This window comes from Mycoplasma sp. 394 (assembly GCF_054353895.1).
In genome coordinates, this window is the sequence record NZ_JBTHHL010000004.1 from 83,726 (window position 1) to 103,076 (window position 19,351).

Genomic DNA, 19,351 nt, shown 5'->3' on the forward strand with positions numbered 1-19,351 from the left:
TCTGCGATCATTTTGTTTTTAAGTCTAACTTCTTTACGCATAAATTTCCTTTTTATTATATATTAAGTTTATTTTAAAACAAGTTCTTTAATTTTACCAAAAAAAGAAGTAAAAACAAATCATTTTTAATTTATTAATTTACTATTTTGATTTCACTTGCAAAAACAATTCATCTAGTTGTTGAGTTTCAACTGATGAAGGCGCATTAGTGAAAACATCTTGATTCTTAGAATTCTTAGGGAATGCAATTGTATCGCGTATTGTGTTTAAATTAGCTAAAATCATAACGATTCGATCGATACCGAGTCCGATTCCACAATGTGGTGGAACTCCGTAATCTAAAGCCTTTAAAAAGAAACCAAATTTACTTTCTTGTGCCTGCTTATCCAAACCGATTAAATCAAACATTTTTTCTTGCACATCTTTATCATAAATACGTGCAGAACCCGAACCTAATTCATAACCATTTAATACTAAATCATAACTTTTAGCTTTTATATCAGATTTATCCATTACATCGATTTGCGATAAATCGTGATCAAATTGTGTAAAAGGATGGTGTGCAGCTGCTCATTTGTTGTTTTCTACATCATATTCAAACATTGGAAATTTAGTAATTCATTTAAAATTAAATTCATCTCTAGCTCAATTAAATCAGGTGTTTAGTTCTACCCGTAACGCACCAAGTGCTTGTGAAGCATTTTCAAAGGTATTAGCAACAATTAAATATGTTCCATCAGCATAATTAAACTCTTTTAAGAGTTGTTCAACTGAATTACCTGCTTTTGAAGCAAAATTACTTGCTGTAACTATTTTTTGCTCTACGACCAAGTAAAATAAAGCATTTGCCTTATTTTTCTTTGCGATCTCTTCTAATGTTTTAAGTTGTTTTTTGTTTAGTATTTCATTTATTTTGAAGAGTCTTTTTGCAGGAGCATTTTTTATGATATCAAAATTAGAATTATTACAAAAACTATTAATATCAACTATTTTTTGCTCATATCGAAAATCCGGCTTATCACTACCATAATTTCTGATGCAATCATCATAACTGACACGATCGAATGGTATTTTAATATCAACATTCATAACTTTCTTCATTAAATATTGAAACATTTCTTCAACCTTGCTTTGAAAAATTTCAACATCCAAAAAAGATGTTTCTATATCCAACTGGGTAAATTCTGGTTGTCGATCTTTTCTCGAATCTTCATCACGAAAACATCTAGCAATTTGAAAATATCTTTCAAAACCCGAAATCATTAACAGTTGTTTAAATAGTTGTGGCGATTGTGGTAGTGCATAAAAAGAATTTAAATCACGTGTGGGAACTAAAAAATCACGTGCCCCTTCAGGTGTTGCCTTAGATAGAATAGGTGTTTCAATTTCTAAAAATTCGTTATTTTGCAAATATTCTCGCATTGCAAAAATCACTTTATTTCTTAAAGCGATTGTTTTTTGCATTATTGGTCTCCGTAAATCTAAAAACCTATGTTTGAGGCGAATTTCTTCTTTGACATCGATATCATCTCGGATTTGAAATGGTAATTCTTTTGAAGTTGATAAAACTTTATATTCTGAAACCATTACTTCTATTTGCCCTGTTGGTATTTGAACGTTTGGATCTTTACGTTTAACAACTTGTCCTGTAATTTCTAAAACACTTTCTTTTGTAAAATTAATTGCTTGATTAAAAACCAGTTGAGTAATACCGTATTTATCACGTAAATCAACAAAATTTAATTCACCAAAACGACGTTTATTTGCAACTCAACCATATAAAGTTACCTGCTGTCCTATATTGCGGATATTTAACTCATTATTTTTAATTGTCTTATTCATTCTATACTTCACTTTCATATTGAGCAATAAAATCACTCACTACTTCGGGTTCAAAAACATCTGCATCATTGATAAATTTAAGTAAATCAATAACACCATCACTATTTAAATAAAATTGCATTTTATCACCTGTTATAAGATTTTTGATATAAAAAGAGTTGTGAGGTAGCAATTTATCATCTGTAATTAAAAAAACCGCATTCATTTTTTTTGCTTTTTCATATATTTTTTTGGATTTCATTAGATGAAAATCCATATGATAAAAATTAGTTAATCCATTTAAATCGTAGTGAGCTAAATGAAAAAGCTTTTCTAGATTTTCGTCGCTTACTGATGCAGCAAAATAAATATCGACTTTTTGATTTTGCATTTGTTGTAACGGTTCTGTATTTTCAATAATATTTTCTCGAATTAATTCAATGCAACGATCTATTCCAAATCCGAAACCAACACTTGATACATCTGGACCACCTAATTCAGCGACTAAATTTGAATAACGACCACCACCGATTAATGTGTCTTGAGAACCTACTTTATCGGATTTTACTGTTATTTCAAAAACAAATTCATCATAGTAATCTAGTCCTCTCACAAGTTCTGGTGCAACATAATATTTAATATCATAAAAATCTAGCATACCTTTAATTTCTTCAAAATATAACTTCGATTCTTTACTTAAATAATCTTGAATATTTGGAGCTTTATGCATAAAAGGTAGTTTAGAATCAACTTTGTCATCTAAAATTCTAAGAACTTTTTTATCTTTAAGACGCTGCTGCGAAATCTGGCTTAATTGAGATTGGTATTTTGTTAAAAATTCAGTTAAGGCATTTTCATAATTTGCTCTAGTTTGTTTATCTCCAATTGAGTTAATTTTAAGCACATATTTTATATCTAATGCTTCTAAAATATCAATAGCAACTTGCACAACTAAGAAGTCTTTTAAATATGATTTAGGACCAACAAACTCAATTCCTGCTTGATAAAACTGTCGATAGCGTCCTTTTTGTGGTTGTTCGTAGCGAAACATTGGCATATTGTATGCGAATTTTTCGTTTACTAATGTATATCACTTATTTTCAATAAAAGCACGCACAAAAGATGCGGTTCCTTCAGGACGTAAACACAATGAACGATTTGATTTATCTAAAAATTCATACATTTCTTTTTTAGCAATTTCTGATTCATTAACAGAACGTTTGAATAATTCAGAAGTTTCAAGTATCGGTGTTTCAATCATTTTAAAACCATAATTTGCACATATATCTGAAAATACCAAGTTTACTAAGTCTTTAATTCGATATTCTACAATATCATAATCCTTTGTTCCTTTTACTTTAGAAATCATATTTCTCCTTTATTATATTTTACTTTAATTTTGTTTATTAAGATATTTCTTTACATATTTAATGATTATGTTGTTTAGATGCAAACCTTTAAATTTATTTAAATAATATTTAATTTGTGTGTATTCAAAATTATGTTCTTGCTTAAATATCAAACTTTCTCGATTAAAATCATAATATATGCAGATATTGAAAACTTGTTGCTTTTTATTTTGGATTTCAAGGTTTAAAAATTCATAACTATAGGTGTTATATGCATTTAGTTGTTCCATTTTAGATATTCGATAATTTCTTGATATGGATTGATTTACTTGAAAAAATGTAGCAAGATTAGTTGTTTTAAAAAAAGGTATTTTGATTTTTTTAACTATATATATAGTATTTTTAAAATAATTATGCATCTTCAAGTATTTATAATCAAGTAAATTATTGTTATTTTTATAAGAAAGCAACATCTGACAAATATTGATAATGAACTGTAAATTACTAAATTCTAATGCTTGATTATTATTTGCACCAAAATGTTCTAAAATATTAGCAAATAAAACATTTTTAGTATCAGATTTTTCAGCAAATTCATAAGGAATATTGAAGTTATTTAATAAATTAATGATATTTTTACTAACACTATGTGTTATTATAACCTTATTTTGCTGAAGTTTATTTTCATTCTTTCACTGTAAAAAGAAATAGTTAATATAAAAATAAATTAATTCTTCGTTATTTATTTTTATATATCTGTCATTAATATTGAAAAAAAAATTATAACGATTTTTTTTATCAGAAGTAATTAGAAAATCAGTTTTAGATTTTTGATAGGAAAAAAGGTTTCATTTAAAAAAAATTCAAAATAAATTTTTACTTCGTTCTTGGATTCTTAGATTTGAAGCTTCTCTTACATTAAAACCTAGCGAATTTAGCAAACTCTGTAAGATATTGTTATCAGCAGGATTGTTTATAGCAATTTTAATATTTAAATTATTGCGATCAATTTGATTTTCAAGGAAAAGATGTTTTTGATTTTCAAGTTTTAATTTGTAAAAAGATAAAAATTTATCTATTTTTAAGATAAACAAATTATAAAAATTATGCAATATAATTTGTTTATCAAATTCAAAAACATTATTTAACAGTTGCTTTTGTTCGTTTACAGAAATTAAAAATAAATCATGATAAATTTTAATGTAGTAATTATTATTAAATGGATTTTTATATAAATAAATATAATAATCAACATCAATACCTAATGTTGTGTTTATAATAATAAATTCATTTATAACATTAGTATTATATTCGAGTAGCTTTATGCTTTTATGTGAAAAAGATCGCTTAAATAACTCATATATTTTTGCATCAATACCTTCAGAGTGTCCTAACAAAAGAGTTTTATTGCGCTTTTTAATATTTATCAACAAACTCTTGGTAATTGCTATTAGTGTATATATGTTAAAACAATGCATTGAAAAAGGATTATCACAGTTAAATTCGATACCTAAATTAGTTGCTTTTACTTTATATTCAGGATTAGAATTAGCAAGCCTTATATGATTGAAAAAATCAGGAAGTGAAATTATTTCAATTCCTTCGTTATAATAAAAAGAATGTCAATTTTTGATTTTCTGCTCACTAAATTTCATCTTTGATATTATATATTTTTATCATAAATTTATTCATATTTCATTTGCTCAAAATTTTTAAATTTGTTTTTATATCTTTATATTTTTTAAATATAATTATCATATGAAAACATTGGGAATAATAGTAGATTCTTTTTCTGGTTTATCAGTTGCACAAGCAGATGAACTAGGTTATAAATTTTTACCTTTACAAGTAGAAATCGATGGAGAAAGTTTTGAAGATGGATATGTATCAAATCTAGAAATACTAAAAAAGATATCGGTTACATCTAAAATTAAAACTTCATTACCAAAAATAGACAAGATGACTCGAATCATTCAAGATGCAGCAAAAAACTATGATGATGTGATTTATTTAGGTATCTCACAGCATTTATCTAACACTTTTATGCAAGCTCGTAGTATTTCAATGGAACTGTCAAATGTGCATATAATGGAAAATCACTTGTTTGGCAATCAAATTGTTCGAACAGTTGCACATCTTAAAAAAATGTATGAAAACGGTGCGAGCATTAACCAACTTTTTGAAACATTAAATAATATTAATGAAACATCAAGAACATTTATTGTTCCTTATCGTTTAGAATATTTAATTAATGGTGGTAGGTTGTCTGGTATTAAAAAATTTCTTTTATCTAAATTAAAAGTATACCCTGTATTAAGCTATAACGAAGAAGGTAAAGTTAAATCAGTGGCAACAAAATGAAACTTTAAAAATGCTACTGCTAAGGCATTTGATTTAGTTAATGAGTTTATAGATAGTTTAAAAAACATAGACAAAAATGCTAAATATTATGTAGATTTAATTTCAGGTGTTAATGATGAAGTTAATCAAGCAATTACATCTGATCAATTTATCAAGGCAAGCACACAAATAACAACTCCATTACCTATTGCAGCACATACTGGTCCAGAAGCATTTGCAGTATCTGTGATGGTAGAATTAGAAAAAAATGAGTAAAAAACAAACAAATATAAATACAGACACCAAAGATAAAATAGATCTTCAATATACTACATTAGTAAATTCAATTATTAAAGAAAATACATTACCTAAAGAAGCAATAAAAAAATATCGTAGAAATACTTGAATATATGTAATTTCAATTATTTCAATTTTGCTTTTAATCGTAATTGTAGGAATAATTATTTGACAAATTATTGTGCATGTAAAATAGCAGAAATTATGCTATTTTTATTATAGATAATTTTGGTTTATTAGTAGTATTTAGATATAAATCTTTTAGATATTCATAAAACTCAATTGTATTATCGTTTGAGATATTTTGGTTAATACTTACATTTTCATTTTCATCAAGATATTTTATATTCATTCATAATTGACGCTAATTATATTGTGTATCAACAATAAGTTATCATAAATATTAGAAGTATGCTTTGATATATTAATTTTCAATTATAATTATGTTTATACACATAATTATTTTGTATTAAAAATGATATTCAATATAATAAGAATTATTGAAAAGAGAAGAAAAATAATAATTATGAAAATAGCTGAAAAAAACATGAACAAAAAATTATAAAATATAATCAAATAATTTAAATTACAATCAAATTATGATAAAATAAATACTAGTGGTCGCGTAGCTCAGATGGACAGAGCACGAGCCTTCTAAGCTTGTGGTCAGAGGTTCGAATCCTCTCGTGATCGCCATTTTTTTATACTTTTTATATAGAGCAAAATAAAACCATCATAATTGATGGTTTTTTAATTACTCAGTTGCATTAAGTGCTAGTTGAACTAATGTTTTAACCATTGCACCAGTTGGTTTTCCACCTTGTTCTGCTGTCCCAGCAACATCTAAATGAATATATTCAATCCCTTCGGTAAATTCTTTTAAAAACATTGCTGCTGAACAACTTCCACCACCTGCACCAGATAAGTCAGTGTTTTTAAGGTCAGCTACAACTGAATTTTTAATTTCCTTAGCAAATGCTTCATCAAGAGGCATTCTTCATACTAGTTCATGTTGAGATTCTGCCGCATCCTTTAAATCATCTCATGCTTTATCAGTTGTTGCTCAAACTCCGGTATAGGTACTTCCGAGCGAAACAAGGATTGCTCCAGTTAAAGTTGCAACATCCACAAGTCTTGTTGCTTTCAGATTTCTAACTGCATATGTTAACCCATCTGCCATTACTAATCTTCCCTCGGCATCGGTATTATTGATTTCAACAGTTTTTCCGTTCATACTGGTTCATACTGAATCAGGTAATGATGCATCTCCATTTACTCGGTTATCTGTAATACACATTACAGCAGCAACATTGGTTTTAGGTTTTAATTGAGCGATTGCTTTCAATGCACTTGCTACAAATACAGAACCAGACATATCAAATTTCATTCCAAGCATTGAACGACTTGGCTTTAGTGAATATCCACCTGAATCAAAGGTAATTCCTTTTCCTACATAAACTGTTTTGGCTTTTGAATCTGGATTCCCGTTATATTCAATCACAACAACTCTAGGTTCATACATACTTCCACGATTAACAGAAAGAAGTAATCCCATTCCAAGTTCTTGGATTTGTGCTTTGTTTAATACTGTTACTTTTAAATTGTCATATTTAGTTAAATCATCAACAACAGTTTTAGCTAAATATTCAGAGTTACAAATGTTAGGTGGCATAATTTGTAAATTTCTTGCGTAATTAACTGCATCTGCTAAAACATTTGCGCTATAAAGTTTGTGTTCATATCTTTGTGGCTCTGTTATTGATAAAAAGCTTACTGCAAATTTTTCTGGTTTTTTAGAAGTTTTTGCACTGTAAATATCTGCATTTACATATTTATATGCATTTGTAAACGCATCTACAACACAAGGGATACAAACCTTTCCGCGAACAAATGAATCAAGATCGATTTGTAAGTTGCGAACTTGTGATGAGAATAATCCCTTAGCGAATTTTGAGACTACATTATAGTCATATTTTTCTTCTGTTTCGAAGTAAACTAATGCTTCATTGCTGTCAAAGTATTCAGTTACAACCGATTCTTTTTCAACTAAGGTTTTTGGATAACTGTCACCTTTAAAAACAGCTTTTAAAAGCATTGATGAATTTCTTGTATTTTCTACTTTTACCATTTATTTCCTTTCTGGTTTTGATTATATCAAAATATTTATTTTACACTTATAAATTGTATTTGTTTGTTGATGTAGTAGTTTTTTTGTGTATGTTTGTCTTCAGTGTAGGGAAATAAAAAAAAGAAAAAAATGAAAAAATTATCTTTATTTATGAAATCAATTTCATAAATAAAGATAAAAACTTATATATTTTAGGAACATAATTTACAAATTTTATCTAACTTTTCTCCCTTATATACAGTTGAAAACGAAATTTATTACTTTTACAGCACTACAAAATAAAAATTTATTTTTTTCATTTTGTAAATTTTTTAAATATGCTTTATCAAGAATTTAATAATTTATGGAAAAAATACGCAACTTTTTCCGTATTTAGATATTTTTAAACTAAAATAAATATATTTTACAAGAATAAATGAAAAAATGTTTTATGATAAAAATACATTTCATAATATTAATAAGGAGAATAAATGAAAAAATTCGCAAGAACAGTTTTAGGTGATATTGATCCTAAAGAATTAGGTGTTGTGGATTGCCATGATCATTTAATTAAAAATTATGGTCCTGAAGCACACGAACATCCAGACTTTGTTATGCTCTCAGTCGATGCAGCATTAAAAGAAATGGATGAATACATTGCAAAGGGTGGTAAAAGTATGGTTACTATGGACCCACCCAATGTAGGTAGAGATGTTCATAAGATGCTAGAAATAGCGAATGCTTTAAAAAACAAAGCTCATATTATTATGGCTACTGGTTTTCATAAAGCAGCATTTTATGATAAGGGAGCTTCATGATTAGCTTTAGCACCAATTGATGATATCGTTGAAATGGTTAAAGCAGAAATTGAAGTTGGTATGGATGAATACAACTACAGTGGACCAGTTGTAAAAAGATCTAATGCAAAGGCAGGAATTATTAAAGCAGGTACAGGATATGCTGCTATTGATAGACTTGAACTTAAATCATTAGAGGTTGCGGCTCGTTCAAGTATCGAGACCGGAGCTCCAATTTTAGTACATACACAATTAGGAACTATGGCATATGAAGCCGCACAACATTTAATTGATTTTGGAGCAAATCCAAGAAAAATTCAATTATCACATTTAAATAAAAATCCTGACAGACTTTACTATGAGAAAATTATTTCAGAACTTGGGGTAACTTTATGTTTTGATGGACCTGATAGAGTTAAATATTACACAGATTTAACATTAGCAGAAAACATCAAATATTTAGTTGACAAGGGGTATCAAAAACACATTACACTTGCATTAGATGCTGGTAGAGTGTTATATCAAAGACACTATGGTGCCGAAAGAGGTAAAGAAACTTTTGGTCTCGGATACTTATTCGATAGATTTATTCCGCTTCTTAAACAAGTTGGAGTTAGCGAAGAAGCAATTCAAGATATGTTAGTAAACAACCCAGCAGAAATCTTGGCTTTTGATGAACCAAGAAAATACGATGTTACTAAAGTAAATCCTAGAGTCTTAGAATTAAAAAAACTATTAAAAGTAAAATAACCTTATTTAAGGACAAATATGATTAAAAAAATTGACTCTAAGAAAAGGAAAGGATTAATCATTGGGTGATCAATATTTGCTTTAATCAATGTTTTCATTATTTTAGTATCAATGTTGGTTAAATCAGCACAACCAAATGATCCAAAGGTGTTACCATGAACACCAAAAGCTGCTGGTGATGCCTTCCTTTTCATGTTTAACAAAGTTTATATGGATAACTTCTTTAAGCAACCTGCATTGTTATTAGGTTCGCTTACATTTGTAGGTTATCTAACCATCGGAAGAGGTTTTCGTGAATCAGTAATCGGATTTTTAAAAACCGTTATTGGATTTATCTTATTACAAATTGGTTCAGGAACCTTAGTTTCCTTAGCTAAACCCGTATTTGAAGGAGTTAAAAATATAGGTCAAGGTGCAGGAATCGTACCATTAGATCCGTATTTTGCATTAGCAAGTTCAAATACATTCTTTGAAAAAGCTTTCTTAGGAAATAATTATGTTTCATTAATCTCATTTGCATTCATCCTTGGATTTGCTGTAAATATTGTTATGGTAGCATTAAAAAGATGAACAAACACAAATAGTTTAATGATAACAGGACATGTTATGATTCAACAATCAGCTGTTGTTACAACCATTTTATACATTATTTTATTCCAAGATATGCGTATCTTTACAGGTGCTTTATCAGCAGGTGAACAAGCAGGAATTATAATTATGTCAGGTATTTTCTTAGGAATTTACTGAGCAGTTGGTTCTGCATCAACTGTAAAAGGAACAAATGCTGTAACACAAAATGCAGGTTTTGCAGTTGGACACCAACAAATGCTTGCAATCGCTACAACATATAAATTAGGTAGATTTTTTGGTAAAAAAGAAGATTCAGCTGAAAACAAAAAACTTCCTTCATATCTTAAAATCTTTGAAGATAACATTTTTACACAAACAATTATTATCTTGCTATTATTCTTAGTATTATTTATTGTATTGTTATCTGTTAATCCGTTTAGTGTTATCGCTCCAGATCACATTAAATTTACCTCAAATTATGCAATATGAAACAATTCATTTGGTGGTGCTAACTTTGGATTAAATATCCTTGGTGGAGCATTGAAAATAGTTGCATCATTAGTTGCAATTATTACTGGTGTTAGAATGTTCATTACAGAACTACAACAATCATTCCATGGAATTAGCGAAAAAATAATTCCTGGTGCAGTTGTAGCTGTCGATGTAGCTGCAGTTTATGGATTTTCAATCAACTCTGTTACATTTGGATTTATTTCAGGGGTAATTGGGCAATTTATCGCAGTAGCAATTATTGGTGGCTTATCAGCAATTCCGAACCAAAAATTCTTTAATATTGCAATACCATTATTTATCACCTTATTCTTTAATTCAGGATCATTAGGTGTATATGCAAATGCATCAGGCGGATGAAGAGCTGCATTACTTCTTCCTGGAATCTTTGGTTTCTTGGAAATTGTAATTATTTCAATTGCGACAAGAGCAATTGATAATTCATACCAATTCATTATTACAAATCATTCACAATTTGCTGATGGTATAGATAAAAGCGCTTTTGTTTCACCTGTTGCAAACGGTTATATTGGTATGGCAGACTGAAACTTATTCTTTGGTTTATTAATGTGAATTTCTTCATACAATTTCATCCTTGCTTGAATCTTAGTTATATTAGCAATAATTGGATTATTGGCATTAGGACAAATTGTAGATAATGGATCACAAACCAAAAAAACATTTTTACAAAAAATACTTAAGTTACAACCAAAATTAGTTAACAGCTAATTTACTAAGATTAGCCTTACGCTAATCTTTTTTCAAAAAAAAATACTTTTTTATCTATGATATAGGCAAAAAACATATTATTATATTATTTAGGAGATACTTATGGAAACACTTAAAATTATCGCAGCATGTGGTAACGGAATGGGAACCAGCATGATAATAAAACTTAAAGTTCAAAAAATTATGAAAGAACTTGGAGTAAATGCAACTGTTGATGCTTTATCAATGGGTCAATCAACCGGAATGACAAATTCTGTAGATATTATTATTTCATCAAAACATCTTTCAGAAATGTTTAATCACAACCAACGTGCAAAAATTGTTGGTGTTACAAACTTAATGGATGAAAACGAAATTAGAGAAGCTCTTAAAAAAGCACTAGGTTTATAATTATGGAAAAAATTAATTTATTAGAAATACTTAAAAAATATCAAACAGTTAATGTAGGTTTACAAGCAAAAGACTGAAAAGAAGCAGTTTATTTATCAATTAAACCTTTAATTGATAAAAAGCTTGTTGAACCAAGATACTACGATGCTGTAATTGAAAGTACCTTGAAATATGGACCATATTATATTATTGCAAATCATCTTGCAATTCCTCATGCCCAAAGCGAAGCTGGAGTTTTACAAAATTCATTTTCATTAGTAACCTTAAAACAACCAGTTTACTTTGAAAACGACGAGCGTCCAGTTTCATTATTAGTTGCTTTAGCAGCAACATCAGCTGATGTTCATACATCAGAAGCATTACCACAAATTGTTAGAATTTTTGAACAAGATTCAAATATTGAAGCAATTATAAATGCAAAAAGTAATCAAGAAGTCATCGATATTATTAGCAAAATAGATGCACAAGCATAAAGGAAAATATGGCATTACCGCTACTACAAATCGCATTAGATAACTTAACAATTAAAGAAGCAATTAAGTCAGCTTCAAAAGCTGCAAAATATATAGATGTAATCGAAGTTGGAACTATTTTATTAGCTTCTGAAGGAAAAAAAGCTATTTCAGAAATCAAAAAAGCATTCCCAGACAAAATTATTGTTGCCGATGGAAAAATTGCTGATGCAGGAAGAGTATTTGCAAAAATGTTCTTCGAATCAGGTGCAGACTTTACAACTGCAATATGTGCTGCTGAAAATGCTACAATGACTGATTTAGTAAAATATTCACAAACTTTCGATATTAAAAAAGAAATACAAGTTGAAATGACTACTAACTTCAGATGGGATCAAGTTGAGGCATGACAAGCATCAGGTGTTCCACAAATCGTTTGACACCGTGCCCGTGATGCTCAAGCTGCTGGAGTTAAATGAGGTCAAAAAGACATTGATACAGTCGCAAAACTTGCTAATATGGGGTTTAAAGTAACTGTTACAGGGGGGGTAACAGTTGAAGATATTAAACTCTTTAAAGATATTCCAGTATACATATTCATTGCTGGAAGATCAATCCGCGATGCTGAAGATCCACAGCAAGCAGCAAAGGAATTCAAAGATGAATTTAAAAAATACTGAAACTAAAACCCGTTTTTTAGGCATTTATGAAAAAGCAATCAATAATAAATTTGATTGAAGTCAAAAAATCGATATTGCCAAGGCAGCAGGATTTGATTTTATTGAATTCAGTGTCGATGAATCAGATTTTCGTCTTGAAAGATTAGATTGAAATAATACACAAATCAATGAATTAAGAAAACTTTTGATAGAAAAAGATTTTTACTTTAATTCAATGTGTTTGTCAGCACACCGTAAATTTCCTTTCGGATCACATGATTTAAAAATTCGTGAACATGCCTTGCTGATAATGGAAAAAGCATTAATTTTGGCTAAAAAACTTGGTATTCGAACTATTCAATTAGCTGCCTACGATGTTTATTATGAAGATTCGGATGAACAAACCAAGCAATGATTTATCGCAGGGATGAAAAAGGTTGCTAAACTTGCATCAAAATATTCTGTAACAGTTGCTTTTGAAACAATGGATACACCATTTGCAGGAACTATTTCAAAATGTTTAGCATTCTTAAAACAAATCGATGCACCTAATTTTTATATATATCCTGATTTAGGAAACTTAAATCAATTTACCAAAGATATAGAAAATGAAATCTTTTTGGGTGCAGATAAAATCGTTGGTTTTCATTTTAAAGACACCTTACCTAATAAATTCAAAGAAGTTCCATGAGGACAAGGAAGTGTTGATTTTGTACATTCATTAAAGCAGTTAACTAAAAACGACTTAAATGTTCCGATTTTAATTGAAATGTGATCAAAAAACCACCCAGATGAAACTGCTATAGAAAACATTGAATTGCTAAAACAAGCAAAAGCATTTTATCAAATGCAATGAAAGGAAGCAAATGGTGAATAAAGCCGAAATTCAAAAACTTAAACAAGAAGTTTATCAAGCTAATATGTTATTATATCAATATAAGCTCGCAATTCATACCTGAGGAAATGTTTCGGGAATAACAGAAGATCGCAAATATATGGTAATCAAGCCATCGGGTGTTTCATATGAAACTATGAGTGCCGATGATATGGTAGTGGTTGATATGGATAATAATGTAATAGATTCTAAACTTAATCCATCATCAGATACTCCTACTCATACTTTATTATATAAAGCAAATAAGAATATCAAAGGTATCGTTCACACCCATTCACCTTATGCTGTTGGTTTTGCACAAGCAGGTAAGGAAATTAAGTGTTTTGGAACTACTCATGCTGATAATTTTTATGGTTCCGTTCCTTGCACCCGAGAACTAACAGATGATGAAATAAATGGTGCATATGAGCATAATACAGGGTTAGTTATCATCGAACATTTCACTAAAAACAACATAAGTTTTGAATCTACTAGTGCGACCTTGGTTAAAGAGCATGGTCCATTTGTTTGATCGATTAAAAATCCAAAAGATGCAGTTAATTTAGCACTTACCTTGGAAGAAGTTGCTAAAATGGCATTACACACTTTAATTTTAGTTCCCGATAAAGGTCCTGCAAATCAGACTTTACAAAACAAGCATCACTTTCGCAAACATGGACCAAATGCATATTATGGACAAATTAAAAAATAGTGATTTTGAGTATTTGTTTTTTGATTTAGATGGAACCTTACTTGATTCACACAAAAATATTACACCACAATCATATCAAGGCATCCAAAGAATGCGAAGTCTTGGTAAAAAATACTCAGTTATCACAGGAAGACCACATTATTTAGCTAAAGAAGAGTTTTTTAATTTAGATTGCGATTATCCTGCAATTTGCTGCAATGGTTCACTTATTTACGATTTTCAAAATGATCAAATTGTTTATAAAAATCCTATAAATAAAGCATCTGCTAAGGCAGTTTTTGAAGCATTGATAGCATCAGGTGTAGTATTTTTGGTGTATACATGTAATCAAATTTATGGTTTTCATAAAAATGCAAGCAAACCAAGTTGATTTGCTTGATTAGAAGACACAATTGCTAAACGCAAAAAAGAAAATCAATTTGCATTCGACTATTATGATTTAAATCATCAAAATCCAAACTTTAACACAGATGAGCAAGATATTTTAAAGTTCTTAGTTATCAAGCGTGATAGTACAGCTGAAAATACTGATATTTCAGCGATGAAAATTTCAAAGATTGACAATGTATATATTATCAACTCGCAAGTACATGTTTATGATATTATGCCAATCAATAATTCTAAAGGAAAAAGTTTGCAGATTTTAGCAGATAAATATAACATCGATTTAAATAAAACATTGGTATTTGGTGATGAAGATAATGATGTTTCGATGTTTGAAGTTGCTAAATATTCAGTTGCAATGGGTCAAGCACGAGATGATGTTAAATCAAAAGCAACATTTATCACAAATTCACATGATGAACAAGGGATAGCAAACTTTTTAAATATGTTGGAATAAGAATGAAAGTTAAATATATAAAAATTAATCATATGGAAAACGGATACTGAGTTGTTCCTCCAATATGAAAAGTTTTGACACCAAAATCACGTAATTTTGTTATCAAACATGCTAAATCTTTAGAGGATATTATTAAATATAATCAATGAGAAAACACTAATATTATTTTTTCATTTAATTCTGATAAGGATTTTTATTTGTTTAATAAGCTAATGCGAATTCGTGGTTTTGACTTTCAATTACACCGCAATAAAGTTGAAAAGATGGATGAACAAGATTATATAGACTATCAAATCATTGAAAATCTTATCATTCGTTTTAACATAAAGACAATAAAAAATTTATATTATGGAAGAACTTTCTTTTTTACCAAGCAATACTTTGAAGACTTTTATCAAAAGAATGTTAAAGGTTTAAAAATATTATATGTTCAATGAACCAGATGAGGTTTTGAGGTTCTTTCAAATGTATAAGATATGCTTAGTGCAATTAATTTGTGCTAAGCATATTTTATTGATGCTTGCAGAATAAAGCAGTAGTTATAGCAGTCCAGGTTCTAGATTCAAGCTAGGTAACGAAAAGAACTAAGAAGCAAGATACAAAAAACACCCTCTCGGGTGTTTTAACCGATTTTCTTGTTCTTTAAATCTTCACGGAACTGTGCTTGTATATTGTATACCCTAAAGTTTCCTTGCTTGTTTTTTATATATTTTTCAAATTCTGGAGAGTCTATTTTTTTGATATGTTCGTAGATTTTACCCAATCTACCATTTTCGCTTCATCTAGATTCTTCTAGATCTCATAATTCATCAAAGATGCGTTCAATTTTATTATCTTTTGATATATGATAAGTATCCTTGAATGCTTGTTTTTTGTCTCTAATTTCTTTGCTTTTAATTGAATTAGCAAGACCTTCTGTTCCTTGCAGTTTAATTATCTCTGTATTAAGAAGTCCACTATCAAACATGTTTTTAATTTTTAAGATTATCCCTTTTGTTTCTGGATCAAGATATGCTAGTGTTTCGTTAAATTTGGATTCTTCGTTTTTTAGATATTTATCATATTCATTTTGTTTTTTGTAATTATGATTAAGGAAGTATTTATCAAAATACTTTCAATCTATAATTTGCTCATATACATTAGCATTTGATGCTCATTCTATATCGGATTCGTTTAATGTTAAATCTTCAAGTTCATTTTTGTTTATCGATGTGCTTTTTAGCACACTACGATCAATTTCTTTAAATCTCAATGATAATTTATCGATATTATTTTTATTGATTATACCTTTTAGCTTATCATAAACATCGACTCTTAAAATTGATAATGCAGTAATGTTTTTTCGCATTTGTGCATAATGTTTGATAAAACTTCTTAATTGAGTTCTTAAAGTTTCATCAGGATTTTTTAAATCAAAAAACGGAACTTGTGCAAAGGTAGGTTCATTTCATTGTGAAAAAATACCAAAAATATGTGCATAATCTTTTTTAACTGCTTCTAATAAAACATCCTCTTTATCATAACTTATATCTTCTTCTTTTACACCTGAATATATTTTAAGAGCATTTTCTAAATTAATTTTCATTATTTCAGGTTGACGGTAGAAGTATATAGAACCAAATGGTTTATCATTATTATCTAAGCGGTTTGTCCGTGACATAGATTGAATAAGTTGTTCGTTTTCTTGGATTTTATCAAAGAAAACAGTATTAATGTATTTCGAATCATAACCAGTAAGCATTTGGTTTACTACAATTAATAAATCCAAAACCACCTTTTTATTCGGATCTCTTTTTTTGAAAATATCAGAAACAACTATTTTAAAATTATCTTTTAAATTGCTGGTTTGAACAAGATTGTTATTTTTATAATCTTGTTCAAACTTTTGATAAATTTCATTCAAAGCTTTTTCTTTGTCGGAATTAAAGTTGAGTTTGTTTTTAATATAGTATGTAATATCATTAGGATCATTTCAATTGTTTTCTTGGTATTGTGAATTTAACTCATCATTCATCTTTTCTAATTCTTTATCTGTATATTTTGTTTTAGCAACGGCATTGATAAGTTCTTTAAATTCATATATATAGTTTTTAGGTTCCTGGATAAATTTGATAGCGAACTTTTTAATTATTTCGTTATTATTTTGTCCATATACTTGTTCAGAGGAGTCAAGATTGGGATCAAAAAGAGCCGTTACCTTAAATTTCTCAACATAGTTATCATATTTTTTCTTGAGTTTTTGAAAAATTTTAAAATACTCAATAGCATCCTTAATGCTTTTGGTAGCTAAAATAGCAGAGTATTTACGATTACCACTAGTACTGTTTCAATTTTTTAGTATATCATGAGCAACTAACATTTTAAAATATTTGTTATCATAGTAACCTTTATCTTTTAATCATTCTTCAATTGTTAGGGTATCATCTTTATTTTGCAGATTACCTTTATGTTTGATTAAATTTCAAATCTTCACATCCTTTGCAGATATTTCTTTATTTTCAATTAATAATTCTATTTCATTAGCAGAGAATTTTTTATTTGGATTATTTTTATTAGCTACAACACAGTTATAGAAAAACATAGGTAAGTATTTTTGTTTAAAATCGATATAGTGATTGTAAAATCTTAATACATTTCCATCTTCTAATCCATCTTTGATGGTATATTGATGTAGTTGTTTACCAAAAACCTGTTCAGTTGTTAAATCATTTTTTTGATTTACATCTTGAATCGGTGTTCCAGTAAAACCGATAAAGATTCCATTGGTAAATACTTCTTGTATTTTTGCAATCATTTCTCCATAAACACTGCGATGTGCTTCATCGAAGATTAAAGCAATTTTATCTTTATCTGAAAAATAGTTTTTTGTAATTTTTGAGAGTTTTTGAATTGATGTAATAATAATAGTAGCGAACATATTACTTTTTTGCGAAATCTTCTTAAGCTTTCGTTCTAAGTCTAAAATGCTAAGTGCCTTTTTTACTTCGATTTTATCTTCGTCGCTTTTTTTGAATTTTCAGAATTCATCGAAACTCTGTTTGTGTAAATCCATCCGATCAACTACAAAAATAACAGTTGAAACAATTTTTCGCTTCAATAACACTCTTGCTGTTTGAAAACTGGTTAAAGTTTTTCCTGATCCGGTTGTGTGTCAAATAAATCCACATTTATTATCTTTTATTGACTTAATTTTTTCAATTTGGTACAAAATAGAACGAATAGCATAAAATTGGTAATTACGAGTTATAAACAACTTGTTATCTTTAATAATTGTTCCATTTGAAATAAGATTATGTGCTTCTGGTATTTTAAAGAACAAACTAATTATTTCATCTAGTTGATGAACAATTTGGTTGTTATGATTTTTTCAATATCTAAATGAATTAATATCGAATTCATAAAAATCATCAACTCTTGCTGCATACTCCATATTATTTTCAGTCATTGCAACAATAACTTGTACAAAATTTAATACACCTGTATTAAATACTCCTGCTTTTCCGTAATTAATAAGTTGATGTTTAGCATCTTGAATTCCTGATGCAATTTGCTTCAATTCAAGACAAAATAAAGGTAATCCGTTTATTAATAATAAAACATCAATTCTTTTTCTAACACCTTCGATATTAATTTGTCTAGCAGTTTGATAGATAGTATCTCCACCTCTTATTTCTTTATTACTGAATATTTTAAGGTTAACTGATTCTTTTTTATCCTCTTCTGAAAGTTCTGGATTGGTTCTTTTTATTGATACTGTTTCACCTTGTAAAAAAGCAAAAAAGTCTTTGATTTTATAACTTGATTTAAAGATAATGTTTTTTAATTCATCGAATTCATCATTATCTAAGGGAACATTTTTAAGAGTGGCTTTATTTATTTCGAATAAAATATTTCTTCAGTTTTCTTCTAAGTCTTTAGTTGAAATATTTTCTAGGGTATCCTTAATATTTGAGTTTTGGATTTTTTCGTTATTTCATCCGTAGTTCTTAAGTTTTTGTATTAAAGATTTTTCAAATTCAAGTTCATTATTAAATTTTTCCATTATATAAACATCCTTTCTAATAATTTTTTCTTAATGTTTTTAATTATTTGTAACTGACGCTGATGAAGTGAAAGGTAAGAGTCTAGGGAAGTGAAAAGATGGGAGATTTTT

General features: G+C 28.4%; 17 protein-coding genes and 1 tRNA gene. 12 read left to right on the forward strand and 6 right to left on the reverse strand.

Translation table 4 applies throughout. The annotated features are described in order from the left end of the window. Window positions 1–141 precede the first annotated feature (141 nt). The 3 genes from aspS to ACXYRQ_RS02260 are packed head-to-tail and all read right to left on the reverse strand — an operon-like array spanning window position 142 to window position 4,825. Window positions 142–1,842, reverse strand: a complete 1,701-nt coding sequence (aspS, locus tag ACXYRQ_RS02250; RefSeq protein WP_458614686.1) for an aspartate--tRNA ligase — start codon at window positions 1,840–1,842, stop codon at window positions 142–144. A gap of 1 nt (window position 1,843) precedes the next feature. After that, the gene (gene hisS / locus ACXYRQ_RS02255; RefSeq protein ID WP_458614687.1) at window positions 1,844–3,190 is read right to left on the reverse strand and encodes a histidine--tRNA ligase; all 1,347 of its coding nucleotides are present in this window, start codon (window positions 3,188–3,190) and stop codon (window positions 1,844–1,846) included. A gap of 24 nt (window positions 3,191–3,214) precedes the next feature. Beyond that, on the reverse strand, window positions 3,215–4,825 hold the full coding sequence (locus ACXYRQ_RS02260; protein ID WP_458614688.1) for an MAG5620 family putative phospho-sugar mutase: 1,611 nt from the start codon (window positions 4,823–4,825) through the stop codon (window positions 3,215–3,217). Window positions 4,826–4,928: 103 nt separating this feature from the next. Here ACXYRQ_RS02260 and ACXYRQ_RS02265 point away from each other — a divergent pair, with 103 nt between their 5' ends. Next, window positions 4,929–5,786, forward strand: a complete 858-nt coding sequence (locus ACXYRQ_RS02265; protein ID WP_435130282.1) for a DegV family protein — start codon at window positions 4,929–4,931, stop codon at window positions 5,784–5,786. After that, entirely contained in the window at window positions 5,779–6,003 is a 225-nt protein-coding gene (locus ACXYRQ_RS02270) for a hypothetical protein (protein ID WP_435130285.1), read from the forward strand. Before ACXYRQ_RS02265 ends, ACXYRQ_RS02270 begins: the two co-directional genes overlap by 8 nt. A 6-nt stretch (window positions 6,004–6,009) precedes the next feature. On the opposite strand, the gene ACXYRQ_RS02275 is transcribed toward ACXYRQ_RS02270, so the two are convergent. Further along, on the reverse strand, window positions 6,010–6,159 hold the full coding sequence (locus ACXYRQ_RS02275) for a hypothetical protein (RefSeq protein WP_458597266.1): 150 nt from the start codon (window positions 6,157–6,159) through the stop codon (window positions 6,010–6,012). Between the two features lie 267 nt (window positions 6,160–6,426). Between ACXYRQ_RS02275 and ACXYRQ_RS02280 the strand changes: the two genes are divergently transcribed. Next, window positions 6,427–6,503: transfer RNA gene (locus ACXYRQ_RS02280), tRNA-Arg, on the forward strand. A 58-nt stretch (window positions 6,504–6,561) separates the two neighbouring features. On the opposite strand, the gene ACXYRQ_RS02285 is transcribed toward ACXYRQ_RS02280, so the two are convergent. After that, on the reverse strand, window positions 6,562–7,935 hold the full coding sequence (locus ACXYRQ_RS02285) for a M17 family metallopeptidase (protein WP_458614689.1): 1,374 nt from the start codon (window positions 7,933–7,935) through the stop codon (window positions 6,562–6,564). 470 nt (window positions 7,936–8,405) lie between these two features. On the opposite strand from ACXYRQ_RS02285, the gene ACXYRQ_RS02290 reads away from it, so the two are divergent. The 9 genes from ACXYRQ_RS02290 to ACXYRQ_RS02330 all read left to right on the forward strand — a co-directional run bounded on the left by ACXYRQ_RS02290 (window position 8,406) and on the right by ACXYRQ_RS02330 (window position 15,671). Beyond that, window positions 8,406–9,461, forward strand: a complete 1,056-nt coding sequence (locus ACXYRQ_RS02290; RefSeq protein ID WP_458607588.1) for a phospho-furanose lactonase — start codon at window positions 8,406–8,408, stop codon at window positions 9,459–9,461. Window positions 9,462–9,479: 18 nt separating this feature from the next. Beyond that, the gene (locus tag ACXYRQ_RS02295) at window positions 9,480–11,270 is read left to right on the forward strand and encodes a PTS ascorbate transporter subunit IIC (protein WP_435130302.1); all 1,791 of its coding nucleotides are present in this window, start codon (window positions 9,480–9,482) and stop codon (window positions 11,268–11,270) included. A gap of 102 nt (window positions 11,271–11,372) precedes the next feature. Continuing rightward, complete coding sequence (locus ACXYRQ_RS02300) at window positions 11,373–11,660, forward strand: PTS sugar transporter subunit IIB (RefSeq protein WP_435130305.1); 288 nt, start codon at window positions 11,373–11,375, stop codon at window positions 11,658–11,660. Between the two features lie 2 nt (window positions 11,661–11,662). Next, the gene (locus ACXYRQ_RS02305) at window positions 11,663–12,133 is read left to right on the forward strand and encodes a PTS sugar transporter subunit IIA (protein WP_435130308.1); all 471 of its coding nucleotides are present in this window, start codon (window positions 11,663–11,665) and stop codon (window positions 12,131–12,133) included. Between the two features lie 8 nt (window positions 12,134–12,141). Then, window positions 12,142–12,798, forward strand: a complete 657-nt coding sequence (locus ACXYRQ_RS02310) for a 3-keto-L-gulonate-6-phosphate decarboxylase UlaD (RefSeq protein ID WP_458614690.1) — start codon at window positions 12,142–12,144, stop codon at window positions 12,796–12,798. Next, window positions 12,773–13,648 (forward strand): L-ribulose-5-phosphate 3-epimerase, encoded by an 876-nt coding sequence (locus ACXYRQ_RS02315; protein WP_458597273.1) that lies wholly within the window; start codon window positions 12,773–12,775, stop codon window positions 13,646–13,648. Before ACXYRQ_RS02310 ends, ACXYRQ_RS02315 begins: the two co-directional genes overlap by 26 nt. Further along, on the forward strand, window positions 13,638–14,357 hold the full coding sequence (locus ACXYRQ_RS02320; protein WP_458597274.1) for an L-ribulose-5-phosphate 4-epimerase: 720 nt from the start codon (window positions 13,638–13,640) through the stop codon (window positions 14,355–14,357). Before ACXYRQ_RS02315 ends, ACXYRQ_RS02320 begins: the two co-directional genes overlap by 11 nt. Then, window positions 14,338–15,198 (forward strand): HAD family hydrolase, encoded by an 861-nt coding sequence (locus tag ACXYRQ_RS02325; RefSeq protein ID WP_458614691.1) that lies wholly within the window; start codon window positions 14,338–14,340, stop codon window positions 15,196–15,198. The genes ACXYRQ_RS02320 and ACXYRQ_RS02325 overlap by 20 nt, the downstream gene beginning before the upstream one ends. A gap of 2 nt (window positions 15,199–15,200) precedes the next feature. Continuing rightward, window positions 15,201–15,671, forward strand: coding sequence for an MPN499 family protein (locus ACXYRQ_RS02330; protein WP_458614189.1), 471 nt, complete (start codon window positions 15,201–15,203; stop codon window positions 15,669–15,671). Between the two features lie 149 nt (window positions 15,672–15,820). Here ACXYRQ_RS02330 and ACXYRQ_RS02335 read toward each other — a convergent pair whose 3' ends face one another. Next, window positions 15,821–19,240, reverse strand: a complete 3,420-nt coding sequence (locus ACXYRQ_RS02335) for a DEAD/DEAH box helicase family protein (RefSeq protein WP_458614692.1) — start codon at window positions 19,238–19,240, stop codon at window positions 15,821–15,823. Window positions 19,241–19,351: the final 111 nt, after the last annotated feature.